Genomic DNA, 17,057 nt, shown 5'->3' on the forward strand with positions numbered 1-17,057 from the left:
TCAACAGATACCTGACTCGCAGGTAGCGGACAGCAAATGGTGCAATTCCTTCGGCAACACCTAAAACAACAGGGCAACACCGGGACAGCAGCGGCCCGCATCCGCGCTAGCCTATGTCAATGAGTACCAGCCAGCCCCAGGTTCCGAGTCCAGACGCTAATGGCAAAGCGACAAGCAGCGGATCGGCAGCGTCAGCCGCCGTTGCCGCAGATGCTCCGGCCAAGCACAAAGGTCCCTTGGAGCTTCGGCGCAAACAGGCCGCTATGCCGATGTCGGACCAGCGGCTCCTGGACACCCGGGGAGCGGACCACTTCATTCATACGGACCCGTGGCGGGTACTGCGCATCCAGAGCGAGTTCGTTGAAGGCTTCGGTGCTCTCGCGGAGCTTGGGCCGGCCGTAAGCGTCTTCGGCTCGGCCCGCACCAAGCCGGGCACGGGCTATTACGATATGGGCGTGCAGGTTGGCCGTCACCTTGCCGAAGCCGGCGTCGCCGTCATCACAGGCGGAGGCCCGGGATCCATGGAAGCCGCCAATCGAGGTGCCGTGGAAGGCAACGGGGTTTCCGTTGGCTTGGGCATAGAACTGCCCTTTGAACAGGGCCTGAACCGCTGGGTGGACCTTGGCATCAACTTCAGGTACTTCTTTGCCCGCAAGACCATGTTCGTCAAGTACGCGCAAGGGTTCATCGTCTTGCCGGGCGGTCTGGGAACCCTGGACGAACTGTTTGAAGCCATGGTTTTGGTACAGACCCGCAAAGTGACATCGTTCCCCATCGTCCTGCTGGGAGTCGACTTCTGGAGCCCCATGATCGAATGGATCAAGGGGACTTTGGTGGCCGAAGGCATGGTCTCCGCGAAGGACCTGGACCTCATCCAACTCGTGGATGATCCTGCGGACGCCGTCCACCGTGTCCTGCACGGTGTCCCGCGGCCCCCCTCGACCAACGGCGATCAGCGCCCGGAGTAACGTCGCCGGCACCCAGCTCTCAGGTGAGTCTGGCACGATGGTTGTTGTGAGCTTCTTTCTGGTCTTTTTCGCGATCGCCGTGGTCGGCGCGGTGTTGTTCCTCGGCACTGGAATTGCCCGGTCCAGCCGCAACGCCGGTGCCGGTTTGGATGAACCCGTGCCGAACCTGCCGCCGGTGCTGCTCCCGGCCGGAGCCAAGGCGTCCGACGTCGACCGCGTGCGTTTTGCGCTCGGCCTCCGGGGCTACCGGATGGACCAAGTGGATGAGGTGCTCGATGAGCTGCGGGATCAGTTGACCGCCCGGGAGACGGAAATCGATCGGCTGAAACGGGCCCTTGAAGCAGCCGGGAACCCGGAAGACCCGAAAGCGTGACCCAGTTGCTCGAAACGCGGTCCCCGAAGGGGTGCCTGGCCGGACGGCTGGGCCGCGTCGCAGCCCACGCCGCAAGTTGGCCGTGGTGGGTCCAGATCACCCTCGTCTACATCGCCGCGAGACTTGTGAGCGCTTGTATTTTCATGGCTGCCGCATTGCAGCAAGGCGTCAATCCGTGGTTCCCGCCCGCGCCCGACTACTGGAACTTCATCACTATCTGGGATGGGCGTTGGTACGCGGAAGCGGCGAACAACGGCTATCCCTCGGTTCTGCCGCTGAACGCGAGCGGGAATGTCGCCGAAAACTCGTGGGCGTTCTATGCCCTGTTTCCCTACCTCGGCAGGGCACTCGGTGCCCTGACCGGCTTGGCGACCCTGCCGGCGTTGACTGCCCTTGCCATGGCAGCCGGGCTTGGGGCAGCCATGGTCGTCTACAAACTATTCCGGGACTACACCGGGCGCCGTACGGCGCTCTGGGCAGTAGTCTTCTTCTCGACCTTCCCCGTCTCGCCCATCCTGCAGGTCCCCTACGCGGAATCCCTCAATATCCTGCTGCTGGCGGGTTCGCTTCTGCTTGTGGTGCGCCGCAAGTACCTCGCAGCGATGCCTGTGGTTCTGCTCATGTGCCTGTCGCGGCCCACCGGCGTCCCCTTCGCGGCCATGGCGGGGCTGCTTCTGCTCCACTACCTCTGGAAAAGGTTTGGGCGCAGCCTAGGGCCAGCCACGGCGCCCATGGTTCCCGCCGGGCCTAGTGACACTGCCCAGTCGGCTCCCACGCTCCGGGAACTCGCATCACTTGGAGCGCTCGTGGTGGTCAGCGCGGCAGGGGCCCTGGCTTGGCCAGCCATTGCCTGGGCAGTCACGGGGGATCCGCTCGCCTATACCAAGACCGAAACCGTGTGGCGCGGGGATGATCTTGTTCCGTTCAAACCTTGGTTCGACACCGGTCAGATGCTCTTCGGGCCAGTCCTCGGGATTCTGGCGCCGTTTGTGTTCGTGGGCCTTTTTGCCATGCTCATGTTCAGCAAGCCCGTCCGGGCTTTGGGCACTGAACTGCGGCTGTGGTGCACGTGCTACATGGGTTATCTCCTGGTCTTCCTGCACCCTCAGACGAGTACCTTCCGGATGCTCCTCCCTCTGTTCCCCCTGGCGCTCAGTGCAGCCTGGTTGTCCCGTTCCAAGGCTTACCGCGGCACGGTGGTGGTCATGTTTGTCCTGCTCCAGATCGTCTGGATTGTCTGGCTGTGGGCGTGGGCACCCCTGCCGGGCGGTGGCGACTATCCACCGTGATGCCGAGCGTCCTTTGGCCTGTACAAGCGTGATCACGGCCCGCCGGGAAAAGTCCATCAATTAGCTACGGACGGGTAATTACGAGATAATGGACACAAGCAAGGACGAAAAGCACCCTCGGGTGCTCGGCGACGACGACTGAACTGCCATGACTGTCGACGCCGTACATTCCACGCGAGCCAGCCCGGCCGGGTTGGCGGGATTTGGGACAACTGGAGGGGATTTTCCTAATGGCGGCTATGAAACCACGTACTGGCGACGGCCCTATGGAAGTAACCAAAGAGGGCCGCAGCCTGATCATGCGTGTGCCGCTCGAAGGCGGAGGACGGCTTGTGGTCGAGCTCAACGCAGCAGAAGCGGCGAACCTCAAGGAATGCCTCGTAGGCGTTACCGAATAGATTCAATGGGCAGGGCCCGGCAGAAGAGCCGGCGCCCTGCTTCCATGTTTAAGGCGGAACGCGAACAGTTCGTGAATCGCCCGGCGGGCTACTTCTTGACGGCTACCAGCAAGCCGTCGCCCGTGGGAAGCATTGCCGAGGAGAGACGCTCGTCGTCGCGGATGGCTTTGCCGATCTGGCGCAGCACCACGGTGGTGCTGTCCCTGGCGGCAGGGTTGGAAACCTTGTCCTTGTCCAGGGCGTCATTGATGACCAGCGTTCCGCCCGACTTCAGCAACCTGATGGCTTGCTCAACGTAGCCAGGAAAGTTCGGCTTGTCAGCATCGATGAACACGAGGTCGTACGCGGAATCGGTGAGGCGCGGCAGCACGTCCGCTGCACGGCCGGAGATGGTCCTGGTTCGGTTCGCCGGGCTGCCGGATTCCAGGAAGGCCTCCCGGGCGGCTTTTAGGTGCTCGACGTCGACGTCGATCGTGGTCAGGACGGCCTGTGGGCTGAGGCCCCGCAGAAGGCATACCCCGGAGACGCCCGCCCCGGATCCAACCTCCACAACGGTCTGGGCCTTCGACGCCGCAGCCAGAACCGTCAGGACAGCGCCAACCCCGGGGCTGACGGGAGTAACTCCCAGCTCGAAGGAGCGTTCACGGGCGCGAAGCAACACATCGTCCTCGGCAGGCAGATCTTCTGCATAGGACCAGCTGGTTGACTTGTCGGCACTCATGGGGGTTCGCTTTCCAGGCAGAGGGGTATTGGTTCCAGACTACTGTCTATGGGCCGCCCAGCCCGGACGCATGCGGCCCGTAATTCTGTGTCTTCCCGGTGTCCTCCAGACGATGTTCGCTCTGCGGAAAAAGGGTGCCTCCGATCAGCAAACTTTCAGACAACACTGGGATGATGTATATCTGGCCATCCAAGTGGCGGTCGGCAACGAACTCCTGAGTGACAGGCAGGATGGCAAACAGTTTGAGGGGAGCGGACGATGCGGGCATCAAGTGCTGCGCCAGTCCAGACAACGGCAGCAGTCCTGGGTTCCACCGGCACGGCTCCGCCCGTGGAAGAGTGGGTCAGGCCCAGTTGGGAAGAAGTGGTGGAAAACCACTCCGCCAAGGTCTTCCGCCTTGCCTATCGGCTGACGGGAAACAAGTTCGACGCCGAGGACCTCACCCAGGAAGTCTTCGTCCGGGTATTCCGTTCGCTCGAAAACTTCAAGCCCGGCACTCTCGACGGCTGGCTGCACCGCATCACCACCAACCTCTTCCTCGATCAGGCCCGCCGGAAGAGCCGCATCCGCTTCGATGCGCTGGCCGAAGACGCCGAATCACGACTGCCCGGGCATGAACCCGGACCTGAACAGAGCTTCGAGTTGAACAACCTGGACCTTGACGTCCAGCGAGCCTTGGAAGAACTCCCGCCCGACTTCCGCGCCGCCGTCGTGCTTTGCGATCTCGAAGGTCTCTCATACGACGAAGTTGCCGAAGCTCTGGGCGTGAAGCTGGGGACCGTCAGGTCCCGCATTCACCGCGGCCGGACGATGCTTCGCGAAAAGCTGGCCCATCGGGATCCGCGTCCGGTCCAAGCCCGCAAGCCGCGTCTCAAGATTCCGCGCATCGCCGGTCTCCTTTAGTCGCCGATGGGTGGTCTGCTGAACCGACGACGCGGTGGCTTGAACCGGGGAAACCGCCGGCACAGCCGTGCCCCGGGCCATCTGCGGGAATGCTCTGAGTGCCACGCCGCGGTACTCCGGGAACGCCAGTACCTGGAACGGCTCCGCCGCGCCGCGGTCCCCGAAGCGAGCCAGGATTTCACGAACCGACTGATCGAACACACCCAACGCTTGGCGCAGTCCGAGCTCCCTCACGGCCTGACACCCCGGCGAAGCGTGTGGCGCGGCATGCGGGTTGTTGGCTTGACGGCCGGTGGAGTCGCTGTCAGCGCCGGAATCCTGGCGGTCGCAGCCTATGCGCTCGGCGGCGACGTTGCGCCGCAGGCGTCGAACCGCGGAGAGCAGGAAGTCCGGACCCTGGTCAGTTCGACCATGGCCGGAAACGCTGGACAGCAACTCCCTGTCACGGGTTCACAGTTGAGCCTGCCCGTGACGGTGGCGGGAACCGCCAGCCTGAGCGGGCAGCAGTTGTCGGAACTGCGGAAAGACGGCTGGGCTTGCCCCGAGCTGGCAAGCATGGGATACCACGTTGTTTCTGCCCGGGCCATGATGCAGGACGGACACCCTGCAGTTGAGCTGCATCTCAGTAACGGCGACCATCACGCGACCTTGATTGAGGAGCACCTGGAGGGCAGCGGCAGGCCCGGGACCCAGATGTCCATCACTCCGGGAGCCCCGTGGCAAGCGGTCTACTCCTCGCCCGCGGCCGTGCTGCGCTATTCCTCCGATATGCCAGCCGATCAGGCCGCGGAGGCCGTTCCTGAGCTTGTGAAAGCAGGCGATTCGCTCGCCGCTATTCCGGCCGTGGGCATCTCAGGCACCTGGAATGAACGGCTGCAGCGGGGACTCGGTGCCCTGGCAGCCCTGGCGGGTTTCTGAGCGGGCTGACGGACAAGGTAACCTTCGATACGTGTTTGGAATCAATGGCCCGGAGTTTCTGATCCTGCTGATCATCGGCGTAATCGTGATCGGTCCCAGCCGTTTGCCCGAATACACCCGGAAGTTGGCGAATCTGGTCAAGGAACTGCGGCGCATGGCGTCCGGTGCCCGCGAACAGATCAAGGAAGAAGTCGGCATCGACATCGATGAAGTCGACTGGAAGAAATACGACCCCCGCCAATATGATCCGCGCCGGATCATCAAGGAAGCACTGCTCGACGACGACACGAAGCCGGTGAGCGCAGGCGCACCTGTCGCTGCCGTTGCCGTGGAAACAGTGCCCAAGGCCCCTAAACGGGTTATTGAACGGCTTCCCGTCGGTGACAAGGCACCCTTCGACTCCGAAGCCACCTAAAACTACTTTGGCTGGATGCCAAGCGACATTCCGGCCAGACCGCGCGGCTTGGCGTTGAGCTTGCCCGCGATGCTTTGAAGCGCCTGTGCCGCTGGCGTCTCCGGAGCCGCCAACACGACGGGACGGCCCGCGTCACCGCCTTCGCGCAGACGGATGTCCAAGGGGATCTGTCCCAGCAGCGGCACGTCGGTGCCGACGGCAGCGCTCAGGCGCTCGGCCAGCACCAACCCGCCGCCGCTGCCGAACAATTCCATCCTGCCGCCGTCGGGCAACTCCAGGAATGACATGTTTTCCACGACGCCGGCAAGTTTTTGGCCGGTCTGCGTTGCGATAGTGCCGGCCCGCTCGGCAACATCCGCTGCGGCGGCTTGCGGGGTGGTTACCACGAGGATTTCGGCCTTGGGAAGCAACTGCGCCACTGAGATGGCGATATCGCCGGTGCCGGGCGGCAGATCCAGGAACAAGGCATCCAGATCGCCGAAATAGACGTCGGTGAGGAATTGCTCCAACGCCCGGTGCAACATGGGGCCACGCCAGGCCACCGCCTTGTTCCCGGAAACAAACATTCCAATGGAGATCACCTTCACGCCGTAGGCCACCGGCGGGAGGATCATGTCGTCCACCCGGGTGGGCTGCTGCGTGATTCCCATGAGGCCCGGGACGGAGAAGCCGTGGACATCGGCGTCGACGATACCTACGCGCAGCCCCTGCGCTGCGAGGGCACACGCAAGGTTGACCGTCACCGAGGACTTTCCCACGCCTCCCTTGCCGCTGGCCACGGCAAACACCTTGGTCAATGACCCCGGCTCGTTGAAGGGGATTCCGCGTTGGCCGCCGGCGCCGCGCAGCCGCTCCTTGAGAGCATCGCGTTGTTCCTGCGTCATGACCTTGAGCTCGACTTCGACGCCGGTAACTCCCGGAACGCGCGTGAGGGCCGCCGTGGCATCGGCGGTGATGGTCTCACGAAGGGGACAACCGGCGATGGTCAGCAGCACCGCAACGCGGACGTTTCCGTCCGCTCCGGCTTCTACCGAATCCAGCATCCCCAACTCAGTGATGGGACGGCGGAGTTCGGGATCGATGACGGTAGCCAAGGCAGCATTCAGGGCCTCGACGGATGGTGTGCTCATGGAGTGGATGTTCAGCTTTCAGGCTGGTCGGAACCAGAAAGTGGCCCCGTCGAGGTTCCGACGGTCGATAGTCCGGAGTCAGCTGGCGTGGCGCTGGAATGCGCCGGGTGGACTTTGGGGATTTGCTGCGTGCGGGGATTGCGCTGTTTGTCGCGCTTGTCCTTGGCCTTATCTTTGGCCTTTTCGCCGTTGTTCGAGCCCGTGGAATTGTTCGGACGCAATTCTTCCTGGGCTTCGATGAGGTCCGAAAGGAGAGAGCGGAGTTCGGCACGCACGTAGTCCCTGGTGGCGACCTCGCGCAGGACAATGCGAAGAGCCGCGACCTCACGGGTCAGGTATTCCGTGTCAGCAAGATTGCGCTCGTCACGGGCGCGGTCTTGCTCGATGGTCACGCGGTCCCTGTCGTCCTGCCTGTTCTGGGCCAACAGGATCAGGGGAGCGGCGTAGGAGGCCTGCGTGGAAAAGAAAAGATTGAGGAGGATGAACGGGTAGGGATCCCATTGGAAGCCGAACAACCCAACAACATTGAACGCGATCCAGACGATCACGAAGATCGTCATGTAGAAAAGGAAGTTCGCTGTACCCATGTAGCGGGCGAAGCGCTCGGCAAATTTGCCGAAAGCATCGGGATCATTGCCGAAATTCGGTAGCATACGGGAACGCAGCTCGAGCGGGGTGTCCAGTCCTCCGCTGATGGGCTTCTCAGCCAATTCGGCCTCCTAGTTTCCTGATCGGGGCTCCGTCTTCGTGGGTTCGCCAGTCGTCCGGGAGCAAATGGTCTAAGAGGTCATCAACAGTCACCGCCCCCACTAGGCGACCGGCGCTGTTGACGACCGGGAGGGAGTTGAGGTTGTAGGAGGCCATGGTGTGGCTGACCTCGCTGACGCTGGCGTGATCGGAAACCGGTTCCAGGTTCTTGTCCACGATGCTGCCCAGCTGTTCGGGCGGTGCGCTGCGGAGCAATTGCTGGATATGCACCACGCCGAGGAATCGTCCCGTGGGCGTCTCCAACGGCGGACGGCAAATAAAGATGGCCGACGCCAGGGCGGGGGAGAGTTCCTCGCTGCGCACATGCGCAAGCGCTTCGGCGACCGTAGCTTCCGGGGGCAGAATCACGGGCACCGGGGTCATCAGGCCACCGGCAGTGTCTTCGTCATACTGCAGGAGCCTGCGGACGTCGTCCGCCTCGTCGGGCTCCATCAGGAGCAGCAGTTCCTCGGCCTTCGCGGAAGGCAGGTCGGCCAGCAAGTCCGCGGCGTCGTCCGGGTCCATTTCTTCCAGCACATCGGCTGCCCGCTCGTTGTCCAAGGCGGAAAGGAGCGTCACCTGGTCTTCTTCCGGCAACTCCTGGAGCACATCGGCGAGGCGTTCGTCCTGGAGCTCGCTGGCCACTTCGATCCGGCGCTTGTCCGACATCTCCTGCAGTGCGTCGGCAAAGTCCGCGGGTTTGAGGTCCTCGTGGGTGGCAACGAAGTGACTGGCGCCCTGGGGATCGTTCTCGGAGCCCTGCAGCGTGTCCGACCAGTCCACGAGCAGCGTGTGGCCGCGACGAAGCCCCCGAAGCCTGGAGGTTGACGTCCCGCGGCGAATGAAGAGTTTGGAGACCAGCCAGTCGCCGTTGCGTTGCTGGTCCATGGCGATGTCTTCGATGATGGCGTCGCCGCTGCCGTCCTTGAGCGTCACCTTGCGGTCAAAGAGCTCGCCGACCACCAGTTGCTCTGCACCGCGTTGCTGGAAGCGGCGCAGATTGACCAGGCCGGTGCAAATGATTTGGCTCTGGTCCATGGACGTCAGCCGGGTCATGGGAACGAAGACGCGTTTCTTGCCGGGAACTTCGACGACGATGCCCACTGCATGCGGTGCCCCGCGCAAGCCGCGCGAGAGCACAACGACATCGCGCAGCCGGCCCAAACGATCCCCCAGGGGGTCGAAGACATCGAGGCCGAGCAGGCGCGCAACAAAGACGCGTGAAGGATTTGTGCTCACACCTACAGGCTACCGAGTCTGCTCTCTTTTAGCTGAATTTCAGCCACTGCACATGTGAATGGGACAGAATGGGGCTATGGCGAACATTTTCGGTACCCCAAAGGCCACGGAGGAATCCCGCAGCGTCCCCAAGGGCGACACCGTTGGCTCCTACACGTCCTATCTTGATGCCCAGAAGGCGGTTGATTATCTGGCCGACCAGCAGTTCCCGGTCCAGCATGTCTCCATTGTGGGAAACGACCTCAAAATGGTGGAGCGGGTGACGGGACGGCTCAGCTACCCGCGGGTTGCACTGTCAGGCGCCCTAAGCGGCATGTGGTTCGGCCTGTTCGTGGGGGTCATGCTTTCGTTCTTCACCCCGGCCGGCGGACCGTTCTCGATTGTGACGTCTGTTCTCATGGGTGCCGCATTCTTCATGCTCTTTGGGATCGTCACTTATGCCGCCCAGCGAGGAAAGCGGGATTTCACCTCCACCAGCCAGGTAGTGGCGACGAACTATGACGTCATTGTCGCGTTGGAAGCATCGCAGGAAGCCCGCCGACTCCTTCACCAGTTGCCGATGAATCCCTCCGAGGCGGCGTTTGGCCGGCCGCCTCAAGCCTACACACCGCAGGACTACCGGAACCCGCCGGTCCAGCCAGGCCCGCAGGGCCCGGCCCCCGAACGGCCGGCTTCCTGGCAGGACCCCTACGGCCAGCGCGGACCCGAGGCCGGACACGGAACAGCCGGCGAGGCTGCCCAGCCGGCCGCGGATGTTCCAGTCGAGGCGGCACGCCCCGCCACCGGCGTGCGCTACCCGGACCTTCCGGACGGCCGGCCACAGTACGGCGTTCGAGTGAACGACGCCGGAAACGATCAGCAGCACGAAGCTGAGGGCGAAGACGCGGCCAAGCAGTAGTTAGGGCCGCCCAAGCAAAAGGGAGGGCTACCGGATCTGTATCCGGTAGCCCTCCTTTTGCGTTTGCCTGACTAATTACGCTTCGGCGTCTTGGTAAATGCCCGCCATCCAGGTCTCGACGTCGTCCGCCTTGCGGGGGAGGGCGGCACTGAGGTTGACGGGACCGTCGGCGGTCATCAGGATGTCGTCTTCGATCCGGACGCCGATTCCACGGTATTCCTCAGGAATGGCGAGGTCCTCGTTCTTGAAGTAGAGTCCGGGTTCGATGGTGAACACCATGCCCTCCGTGAGGACACCGTCCAGGTAGAGATCGCGCTTGGCCTGGGCGCAGTCGTGGACGTCCAGTCCCAAGTGGTGGCTGGTTCCGTGCGGCATCCAGCGGCGGTGCTGCTGGCCTTCGGGGTTGATGGCTTCCTCCACCGAAACCGGCAGGAGCCCCCACTCGGCAAGGCGCTCGGCAAGGACCGTGGTGGCGGCGGTATGGACTTCGCGGAACTTCGCGCCCGGCTGGGCCGCGGCGAATGCGGCGTCGGCAGCGTCAAGCACGGCCTCGTAGACCTTGCGTTGAACATCCGAGAACTTTCCGTTGGCCGGAATGGTGCGGGTTATGTCCGCCGTGTAGAGCGAATCCGCCTCCACGCCAGCGTCCACGAGCAGGAGCTCCCCGGCGTTGACCTTGCCCGTGTTCCGGGTCCAATGCAACACTGTGGCGTTGGACCCGGCGGCCGCGATGGTGTCGTAGCCGAGTTCGTTGCCTTCCTCGCGCGCACGGGCGAAGAACGCGCCCTCGACGACGCGTTCGCCCCGGTGGTGGGTCATGGCGCGGGGAAGGGCACGGACGACGTCGGCGAAACCCTCGACCGTAGCTGCAACGGCGATCTTCATCTGCTCGACTTCCCAGGGGTCCTTGAGAAGGCGAAGCTCGGAGAGGGCCTCGCTGAGCAGTTCGTCCAGGGCATCGAGTTCGCTCAGGTCCAAGTTCTCCGGATCCTTGGCCGTGTTGTAGCGGGCGGTGTCTACGAGGGCGTCGATGTTCTCGTCCACTTTGCGGACCAGGCGGATGGACACGCCGCCGATTTCCGCGGCGCCCACGTTCTTGGTGATGGCCATCTCGAGTTCGTCGATATGAGCGGTCTTGAGTCCGAGGCGCGCTTCGAATTCGGCGAGCGTGGGACGGGCGCCGATCCAGAACTCACCGGAACGCGAGTCCGCGTAGAACTGTTCCGTGTCCCGGCCCGCCAGCGGACGGAAGTAGAGTGTCGCGAGGTGGTTGCCGCCGTCGTCGCCGGTTCCTTCCTCAACGGGCTCCAGGACCAGCACGGCATCGGGCTCGTGGTCCAGGCCCAAGCCCGTGAGGTGGGCAAAGCCGGAGTGGGGGCGGAAGCGGTAGTCGCAATCGTTCGAACGGACCTTGAGAGGACCCGCCGGTACGACGAGGCGCACACCGGCGAACTTGTCGGAGATGGCCCGACGACGCGTGGCGGCGTGGTCTGCAACGGCGTCGCGCGCGGGGGTCACCTGCGGTGCGGACGCCCAATTGCTGGCCATGAACGCCTTGAAGGCATCGGATGTGGGCCGCTGGGAGCGGTTGTTGACGCGCTCCTCCAGGGGCTGGGAGGCTGTGGTTTCACCGTTTTGGGTGTTATCTGCATCATTCACCGTCCCATCGTCCCATCAAGGCCGACACTAGGCCAACGCCGCAACGGTCCAAGCCGCCCCTGATCAAATAGGCTTGGAAAGTGAAGATCGACCTGCACGCGCACTCCAATGTTTCCGACGGGACCGAGGCTCCCGCGGGAGTGATCGCTTCCGCGTCTGCTGCGGGTCTGGATGTGGTGGCCCTGACCGACCATGACTCCACTGATGGCTGGGATCAGGCTTCCGTTGCCGCCCTGGAATTCGGTGTGGCCTTCGTGCCGGGGATGGAGATATCCTGCCGTACCCGGGAGGGGATCAGTGTTCATCTGCTGAGTTATCTCCATGATCCGGAACATCCCGGCCTGCTCGAAGAAATCACCAAGGCAAAGGACGCGAGGCTCACTCGAGCGAAGCGCATGGTCACGCTCCTCGCCGAAGACTATCCCTTGAGCTGGGACGACGTCATCCACCATGTGGCTCCCGGCGCGACCGTGGGCCGTCCACACATCGCCGACGCCCTTGTGGCAGCCGGTGCCGTGGCTGACCGCTCGGAGGCCTTCACCGCGATCCTGACCTCGCACTCGCGTTACTTCGTGCAGCACTACGCACCTGACCCCGCGCTCGCCGTCGAACTCGTCCGGGCGGCGGGCGGCGTGCCCGTCTTCGCCCATCCGGTCGCCTCGGCCCGCGGCCGGGTGGTGGGGGAACGGACGTACCGGGAAATGATCGACGCCGGGCTCCAAGGGCTGGAAGTGGAGCACCGGGACAACCCCGAGGAAGGCCGCGTGTTCCTGCGGCGCCTGGCTGCCGAGAACGGGTTGTTCATGACCGGATCTTCCGACTACCACGGAACCGGTAAGCCCAATCTGTTCGGGGAGAACCTGACGTCGCCGGAGGTCCTGGCGCGCATCGAGGAACTCGGCACAGGAAGTTCCGTGGTCCGCTGACGGACAACAAATGCTTGGGCCCACGCCGCTAGGGTTCCCTGGCCGAGCTTGCGAGGCGAGGGTGGCGGTGGGGACTAGTTGGGGTAGAAAGTGGCTTTGCCGTCCAGACGCTTCCGCATCACGTCGATAGCCGGGGCGTTCTGGTCCACGCACACGAACTTGCGCTCAAGCTTCGCCGCGACTGAACCGAGCGTGCCGGACCCAGCGAAAAAGTCCAGGCACCAGTCTCCCGGCCGGCTGGATGCGGTGACGATACGCCGGACCAGGCCTTCCGGCTTTTGCGTTGGATAGCCGGTCTTTTCCTTGCCGGTGGGCGAAACTATGGTGTGCCACCACACATCGGTCGGGAGTTTCCCCAGTTCCCGCTTGGCCGGCGTCACGAGGCCGGGTGCCATGTACGGCTCGCGGTCCACCTCGGCGTTGTCGAAGTGGTATTTAGCGGGGTTCTTCACGTACACGAGGATGTTGTCGTGCTTGGTGGGCCAACGGTTCTTGGCGCGGGCGCCATAGTCGTACGCCCAGATGATCTCGTTCAAGAAACATTCCCGGCCGAAGATCGAATCCAGCATGACCTTCGCGTAGTGGACCTCGCGGTAGTCCAGATGCAGGTACAAGGTGCCGTCCTCGGCGAGTAGGCGCCAGGCCTCCACGAGGCGGGGTTCCAGGAAGGACCAATAGTCGCTGAAGGCGTCGTCGTAGCTGTGCAGGGCGCCTTTGATGGTGTCATAAGAGCGGCCCTTGAAGCCGACGCGGTCGCCGTCGCCGTCGGCGTTGCGCACCATGCGCGTTTCCTGGCGGCTTTGGACGCGGCCTGTGTTGAAGGGCGGGTCCACGTAAATCAGTGTGAAGGCGCCGTCCGGCAGCGTCGGGAGGAAATCCGCGTTGTCCGCGTGAACCACCAAATTGCTGCCGTCCGGCGCCCAAACAGTGTCAGTCATTGAGGCCGTTAAGCCTCGGTGCTCTCGGCAGAACCACCGGAAGCGGCCACCACTTCGCCGTTGCGGCGGCGGGTGCGCGAACGGCGTGCGCGGGAAGGCTTGTCCGCACCTTCGCCGGACTGCGGCTCGGCAGACTGGGCTGCAGCTTCGGCGGGGGCCGCGTCGCCTTCGGAAGTACGACGGCGGCGCGTGCGGTTATGTCCACCCTCGCCACTGCCCTCGCGAGAGGGAGCATCACCGGACTTCGCGCCACGGCGCCCACCTTCGTGTCCGCTGTCGCGGCCGGAGCGTCCACGCCCGGAATCGCCGCTGGAGCGCGAGTTTTTCTTTCCGGTCTCGCCGAGGTCTTCCAAGACCTCAGCGTCGACACCGGCCAGAACGCGCTTGTCGCGGGGCAGGCGGCCCTTGGTGCCCGCAGGGATGTCCAGCTCCTCGAAGAGGTGCGGCGACGAGGAGTAGGTTTCCACAGGCTCCGGGTAATTCAGGCCCAGCGCCTTGTTGATGAGACCCCAGCGCGGCATGTCGTCCCAATCGACGAACGTCACGGCCGTGCCCTTGTTGCCGGCGCGGCCGGTGCGGCCAACGCGGTGCAAGTAGATCTTTTCGTCTTCGACGCACTGGTAGTTGATCACGTGCGTGACGTCATCGACGTCGATGCCGCGGGCGGCGACGTCGGTGGCCACGAGGACGTCCACCTTGTTGTTGCGGAAGGCGCGGAGGGCTTGCTCGCGGGCGCCCTGGCCCAGGTCACCGTGGATGGCGGCGGCTGCGAAGCCGCGGTCCACGAGTTCCTCGGCGACCTTGGCTGCGGTGCGCTTGGTCTTGGTGAAGATGATGGTCCGGCCGCGTCCGCGGGCCTGCAGGATGCGGGCGACTACCTCGACCTTGTCCATGCTGTGGGCACGGTAGATGAGCTGCCGGATGTCGCGCTTGGTCAGGCCCTCGTCATCCGGGTCGGCGGCACGGATGTGAGTGGGCTGCGTCATGTAGCGGCGGGCCATGGCGATGACCGGGCCGGGCATGGTGGCCGAGAACAGCAGGGTCTGGCGGACAGCGGGTGTTCCGGCAATCAGGGTCTCGACGTCCGGGAGGAAGCCGAGGTCAAGCATCTCGTCTGCTTCGTCGAGAATCACCATGCGAACGTTCTTGAGGTTCAGGTGCTTCTGCTTGTAAAGGTCGATCAAACGGCCGGGCGTGCCGACGACAACCTCGACGCCCTTCTGCAGGGCCTCGATCTGGGGCTCGTAAGCGCGGCCGCCGTAGATCGTGGCGATGCGCGCGTTGCGCTTCCGGGATGCCGTCTGGAGGTCGTTGGCCACCTGAACGGCGAGTTCGCGGGTAGGAACAATCACGAGGGCCTGGGGTGCACCCGGGACAGCGAGCTTGTCGTGGCCGGCGTCGTCCGGTCCGACGACGCGCTGCAGGGCCGGAATACCGAAGCCGAGGGTCTTTCCGGTACCCGTCTTGGCCTGACCGATGATGTCGTGACCGCCCAGGGCTACCGGGAGGGTCATGGCCTGGATGGGGAAGGGGTGGGTGATTCCGGCGTCGGCAAGGGATTCAACGATGTCGGCGCGGACGTTGTAATCGGCGAAGGACTTTTCTGCGATCTCGTGGGGTATTTCATCCGAGGAAATGGTCTCCTCGGGTTCGATCGTTTCGGTTCCGTCTGTCAGAACTTCATGGGTGTGCAATTCACTCACAGTGGAGTTTTCCTTATTCATTTGGGCTGCGCTGCGTGCTCAACGGTTGTGGCAGGGCCGTTCCGGAGCACGGATGGGCGCAAGCAAATCCAGTGGAAGCCGATCGCGGGCTATCTAAATACTGGCACTGGGGACCAGCTGGTGTATCTCAAGATCGCGTAGGGGCGGGCTTGTTGATGTCAAAAAATTAACTGAATCAACGACCGGGCATCCATTACTACTCACACAGTCTAGCGTCTGGGGGCGATAAACCCCGGATCACGCCCCCGGGCCTGCAAGCGGACTCCGCTACGCGAGCAACTCGAAGGTGACTTGGCGGGTGGCGATGTCCGCGTCAAGCAGTTTCACGCGGACCTTCGTGCCGGACTCCATTTCGCCGTCGCAACGAGCGGTGACCGCGGGCTCGGCGATCTGGACGATGCCGTAGGGACCGTGCGGGGCTCCGTTCCCGTTGCCGTTGTTACCGTTGGTGCCATTCCCGTTGCCGTTGCCGTTGTTCTTGGCGGGTTTCGACCCGGAGATGACGACGGCGTCGAACTCCTGGCCGACATGGTTCACCAAGAGCGCTGCCTCCACAGTGTCCAAGGCCAGGCGCTCAAGTTTCCCGGCAAGCTGATCGGATGACGCCATGATGGCAGGCAAGCTCGGCAGGGCGTCCCGTGCCCACCCGGGAATTGCCGTCCCGGTGCTCAGGGCTTCACAGATGACCAAGACGAAGCGATCGATCAGCCGCCGCAACGGAGCGGTCGCGTGGGCATACGGGGCTCCGATCGCGGACTGCATCACGCCGTCTGGTACCTCGCCGTCGAAAGGCGTGTAGCCGGCGCCGCGGAAGAGCATCCCTGCCGAATGGAGGATAGCCAGCTGCCGGGGGTCCCTGGCATCGAGGGTGCGCAGGTACTCGCCGTAGCTGATCCCGTCGCGCCAAGGCTTGCCGAGGGCGCCCGTCTGCCGTTTGAAATGGAGCAACGAGCGCTCATCGGGGGCGGGCATGGTGCGCAGGATGCCCACTTTTCCGTCGAGCATCAGCTGGGCTGCGGCCATCCCGGTCATAAGCGAAATCTGGGCGTTCCAGTCTTCCACCGGCAACGGGGGAGCAGCGACGATCCTGTACCCCTCGCCGTCGGGCAGTTGGACGATTTCCTGCTCCGGCATGTTCAGGCTGGCTCCGCCTCGGCGGCGTTCGAGTTCCACCCGCTTGAGCCCTACCTCCTTAAGGAGTTGCAGGACCGGATCAGCTGTTCCGGAATCGATCTCCGCTTGGACGCCCTTGTAGTTGAGCTTGGCGCGGCTGCGAACCCTGGACCGACGTACGGAGACCGTGCGGGACTCCGCCTCGGCGTCGAGTTCGAAGTCCCATACGAAGGCGCCGCACGTCTGACCAGCCAGCAGGCTTCCGGCACGCTCGCTGATGATCTCGGGGTGCAGCGGGATGCGCCCGTCCGGGGCATAGTACGTTTGCCCGCGGTGACGGGTCTCGCCGTCGAGCGCCCCTCCCGGAGTGACGAAGGAGGGTACGTCGGAGATCGCGTAGAGAACCCTGTAACCACTGCCCGATCGCTCAATGAAAAGAGCTTGATCGAGATCCGTGGAAGATGGCGGGTCGATCGTGATGAACGGAATCTCCGTGAGGTCCTGCGCCGGCAGCGCGTGACCGGAAACCGCAGTTTCGGCGTCGCGCAGCGCTTCGATGGGATAGCCGGCAGGCAGCTCAAGCTCAGTTCGAAGCGCCGCCAGCGCCTCTGCGAGCGCGTTCGACGTTTCACTGAGATTCGGTGCTATCCGCTGATGTGACACGAAAGTCAGGGTAACTCCAAAATCTCCCGGAGTCT

General features: G+C 63.7%; 17 protein-coding genes. 9 read left to right on the top strand and 8 right to left on the bottom strand.

Features of this window, described 5'->3' with window-relative positions:
• Window positions 1–119 precede the first annotated feature (119 nt).
• From OW521_RS18685 to OW521_RS18700, 4 genes are all read left to right on the top strand, one after another.
• Entirely contained in the window at window positions 120–968 is an 849-nt protein-coding gene (locus OW521_RS18685) for a TIGR00730 family Rossman fold protein (protein ID WP_268021068.1), read from the top strand.
• Between the two features lie 37 nt (window positions 969–1,005).
• The gene (locus OW521_RS18690; protein WP_268021069.1) at window positions 1,006–1,341 is read left to right on the top strand and encodes a DivIVA domain-containing protein; all 336 of its coding nucleotides are present in this window, start codon (window positions 1,006–1,008) and stop codon (window positions 1,339–1,341) included.
• Between the two features lie 35 nt (window positions 1,342–1,376).
• The gene (locus OW521_RS18695; protein ID WP_268025966.1) at window positions 1,377–2,630 is read left to right on the top strand and encodes a hypothetical protein; all 1,254 of its coding nucleotides are present in this window, start codon (window positions 1,377–1,379) and stop codon (window positions 2,628–2,630) included.
• Window positions 2,631–2,860: 230 nt separating this feature from the next.
• Window positions 2,861–3,028 (top strand): DUF3117 domain-containing protein, encoded by a 168-nt coding sequence (locus OW521_RS18700; RefSeq protein WP_009357720.1) that lies wholly within the window; start codon window positions 2,861–2,863, stop codon window positions 3,026–3,028.
• An 88-nt stretch (window positions 3,029–3,116) separates the two neighbouring features.
• Here OW521_RS18700 and OW521_RS18705 read toward each other — a convergent pair whose 3' ends face one another.
• A complete protein-coding gene (locus OW521_RS18705; protein ID WP_028264931.1) occupies window positions 3,117–3,749 on the bottom strand; it encodes an O-methyltransferase in 633 nt (210 codons plus the stop codon).
• Between the two features lie 258 nt (window positions 3,750–4,007).
• Between OW521_RS18705 and sigE the strand changes: the two genes are divergently transcribed.
• Genes sigE through OW521_RS18720 form a run of 3 tightly spaced genes read left to right on the top strand, consistent with a single transcriptional unit; the run spans window position 4,008 to window position 5,985 of the window.
• Complete coding sequence (gene sigE, locus OW521_RS18710; protein ID WP_268021070.1) at window positions 4,008–4,652, top strand: RNA polymerase sigma factor SigE; 645 nt, start codon at window positions 4,008–4,010, stop codon at window positions 4,650–4,652.
• A gap of 39 nt (window positions 4,653–4,691) precedes the next feature.
• Complete coding sequence (locus OW521_RS18715) at window positions 4,692–5,570, top strand: hypothetical protein (RefSeq protein ID WP_268021071.1); 879 nt, start codon at window positions 4,692–4,694, stop codon at window positions 5,568–5,570.
• A gap of 31 nt (window positions 5,571–5,601) precedes the next feature.
• Entirely contained in the window at window positions 5,602–5,985 is a 384-nt protein-coding gene (locus OW521_RS18720; RefSeq protein ID WP_268021072.1) for a twin-arginine translocase TatA/TatE family subunit, read from the top strand.
• 2 nt (window positions 5,986–5,987) lie between these two features.
• Here the strand turns inward: OW521_RS18720 and OW521_RS18725 are convergent, their stop codons facing one another.
• The 3 genes from OW521_RS18725 to OW521_RS18735 are packed head-to-tail and all read right to left on the bottom strand — an operon-like array spanning window position 5,988 to window position 9,101.
• Window positions 5,988–7,115, bottom strand: coding sequence for an Mrp/NBP35 family ATP-binding protein (locus OW521_RS18725; RefSeq protein ID WP_268021073.1), 1,128 nt, complete (start codon window positions 7,113–7,115; stop codon window positions 5,988–5,990).
• Window positions 7,116–7,126: 11 nt separating this feature from the next.
• On the bottom strand, window positions 7,127–7,768 hold the full coding sequence (locus OW521_RS18730; RefSeq protein ID WP_268025968.1) for a DUF1003 domain-containing protein: 642 nt from the start codon (window positions 7,766–7,768) through the stop codon (window positions 7,127–7,129).
• 49 nt (window positions 7,769–7,817) lie between these two features.
• Window positions 7,818–9,101 carry a magnesium transporter MgtE N-terminal domain-containing protein gene (locus OW521_RS18735; protein ID WP_268021074.1) on the bottom strand — a complete coding sequence of 428 codons (1,284 nt, stop codon included), beginning with the start codon at window positions 9,099–9,101 and terminating at the stop codon, window positions 7,818–7,820.
• A gap of 76 nt (window positions 9,102–9,177) precedes the next feature.
• On the opposite strand from OW521_RS18735, the gene OW521_RS18740 reads away from it, so the two are divergent.
• The gene (locus OW521_RS18740) at window positions 9,178–9,999 is read left to right on the top strand and encodes a general stress protein (protein ID WP_268021075.1); all 822 of its coding nucleotides are present in this window, start codon (window positions 9,178–9,180) and stop codon (window positions 9,997–9,999) included.
• A gap of 75 nt (window positions 10,000–10,074) precedes the next feature.
• On the opposite strand, the gene OW521_RS18745 is transcribed toward OW521_RS18740, so the two are convergent.
• Window positions 10,075–11,658: an aminopeptidase P family protein gene (locus OW521_RS18745; protein WP_268021076.1), complete on the bottom strand. Its 1,584-nt coding sequence runs from the start codon at window positions 11,656–11,658 to the stop codon at window positions 10,075–10,077.
• 80 nt (window positions 11,659–11,738) lie between these two features.
• On the opposite strand from OW521_RS18745, the gene OW521_RS18750 reads away from it, so the two are divergent.
• On the top strand, window positions 11,739–12,584 hold the full coding sequence (locus OW521_RS18750; RefSeq protein ID WP_268021077.1) for a PHP domain-containing protein: 846 nt from the start codon (window positions 11,739–11,741) through the stop codon (window positions 12,582–12,584).
• A 74-nt stretch (window positions 12,585–12,658) separates the two neighbouring features.
• Here OW521_RS18750 and OW521_RS18755 read toward each other — a convergent pair whose 3' ends face one another.
• From OW521_RS18755 to OW521_RS18765, 3 genes are all read right to left on the bottom strand, one after another.
• Window positions 12,659–13,522 (bottom strand): DNA-methyltransferase, encoded by an 864-nt coding sequence (locus OW521_RS18755; RefSeq protein WP_265977041.1) that lies wholly within the window; start codon window positions 13,520–13,522, stop codon window positions 12,659–12,661.
• 8 nt (window positions 13,523–13,530) lie between these two features.
• Window positions 13,531–15,225: a DEAD/DEAH box helicase gene (locus OW521_RS18760; protein ID WP_268021078.1), complete on the bottom strand. Its 1,695-nt coding sequence runs from the start codon at window positions 15,223–15,225 to the stop codon at window positions 13,531–13,533.
• A 288-nt stretch (window positions 15,226–15,513) separates the two neighbouring features.
• Window positions 15,514–17,022, bottom strand: a complete 1,509-nt coding sequence (locus OW521_RS18765; RefSeq protein ID WP_268021079.1) for an RNB domain-containing ribonuclease — start codon at window positions 17,020–17,022, stop codon at window positions 15,514–15,516.
• Window positions 17,023–17,057: the final 35 nt, after the last annotated feature.

This window comes from Arthrobacter sp. MMS18-M83 (assembly GCF_026683955.1).
Taxonomy (GTDB): Bacteria; Actinomycetota; Actinomycetes; order Actinomycetales; family Micrococcaceae; genus Arthrobacter.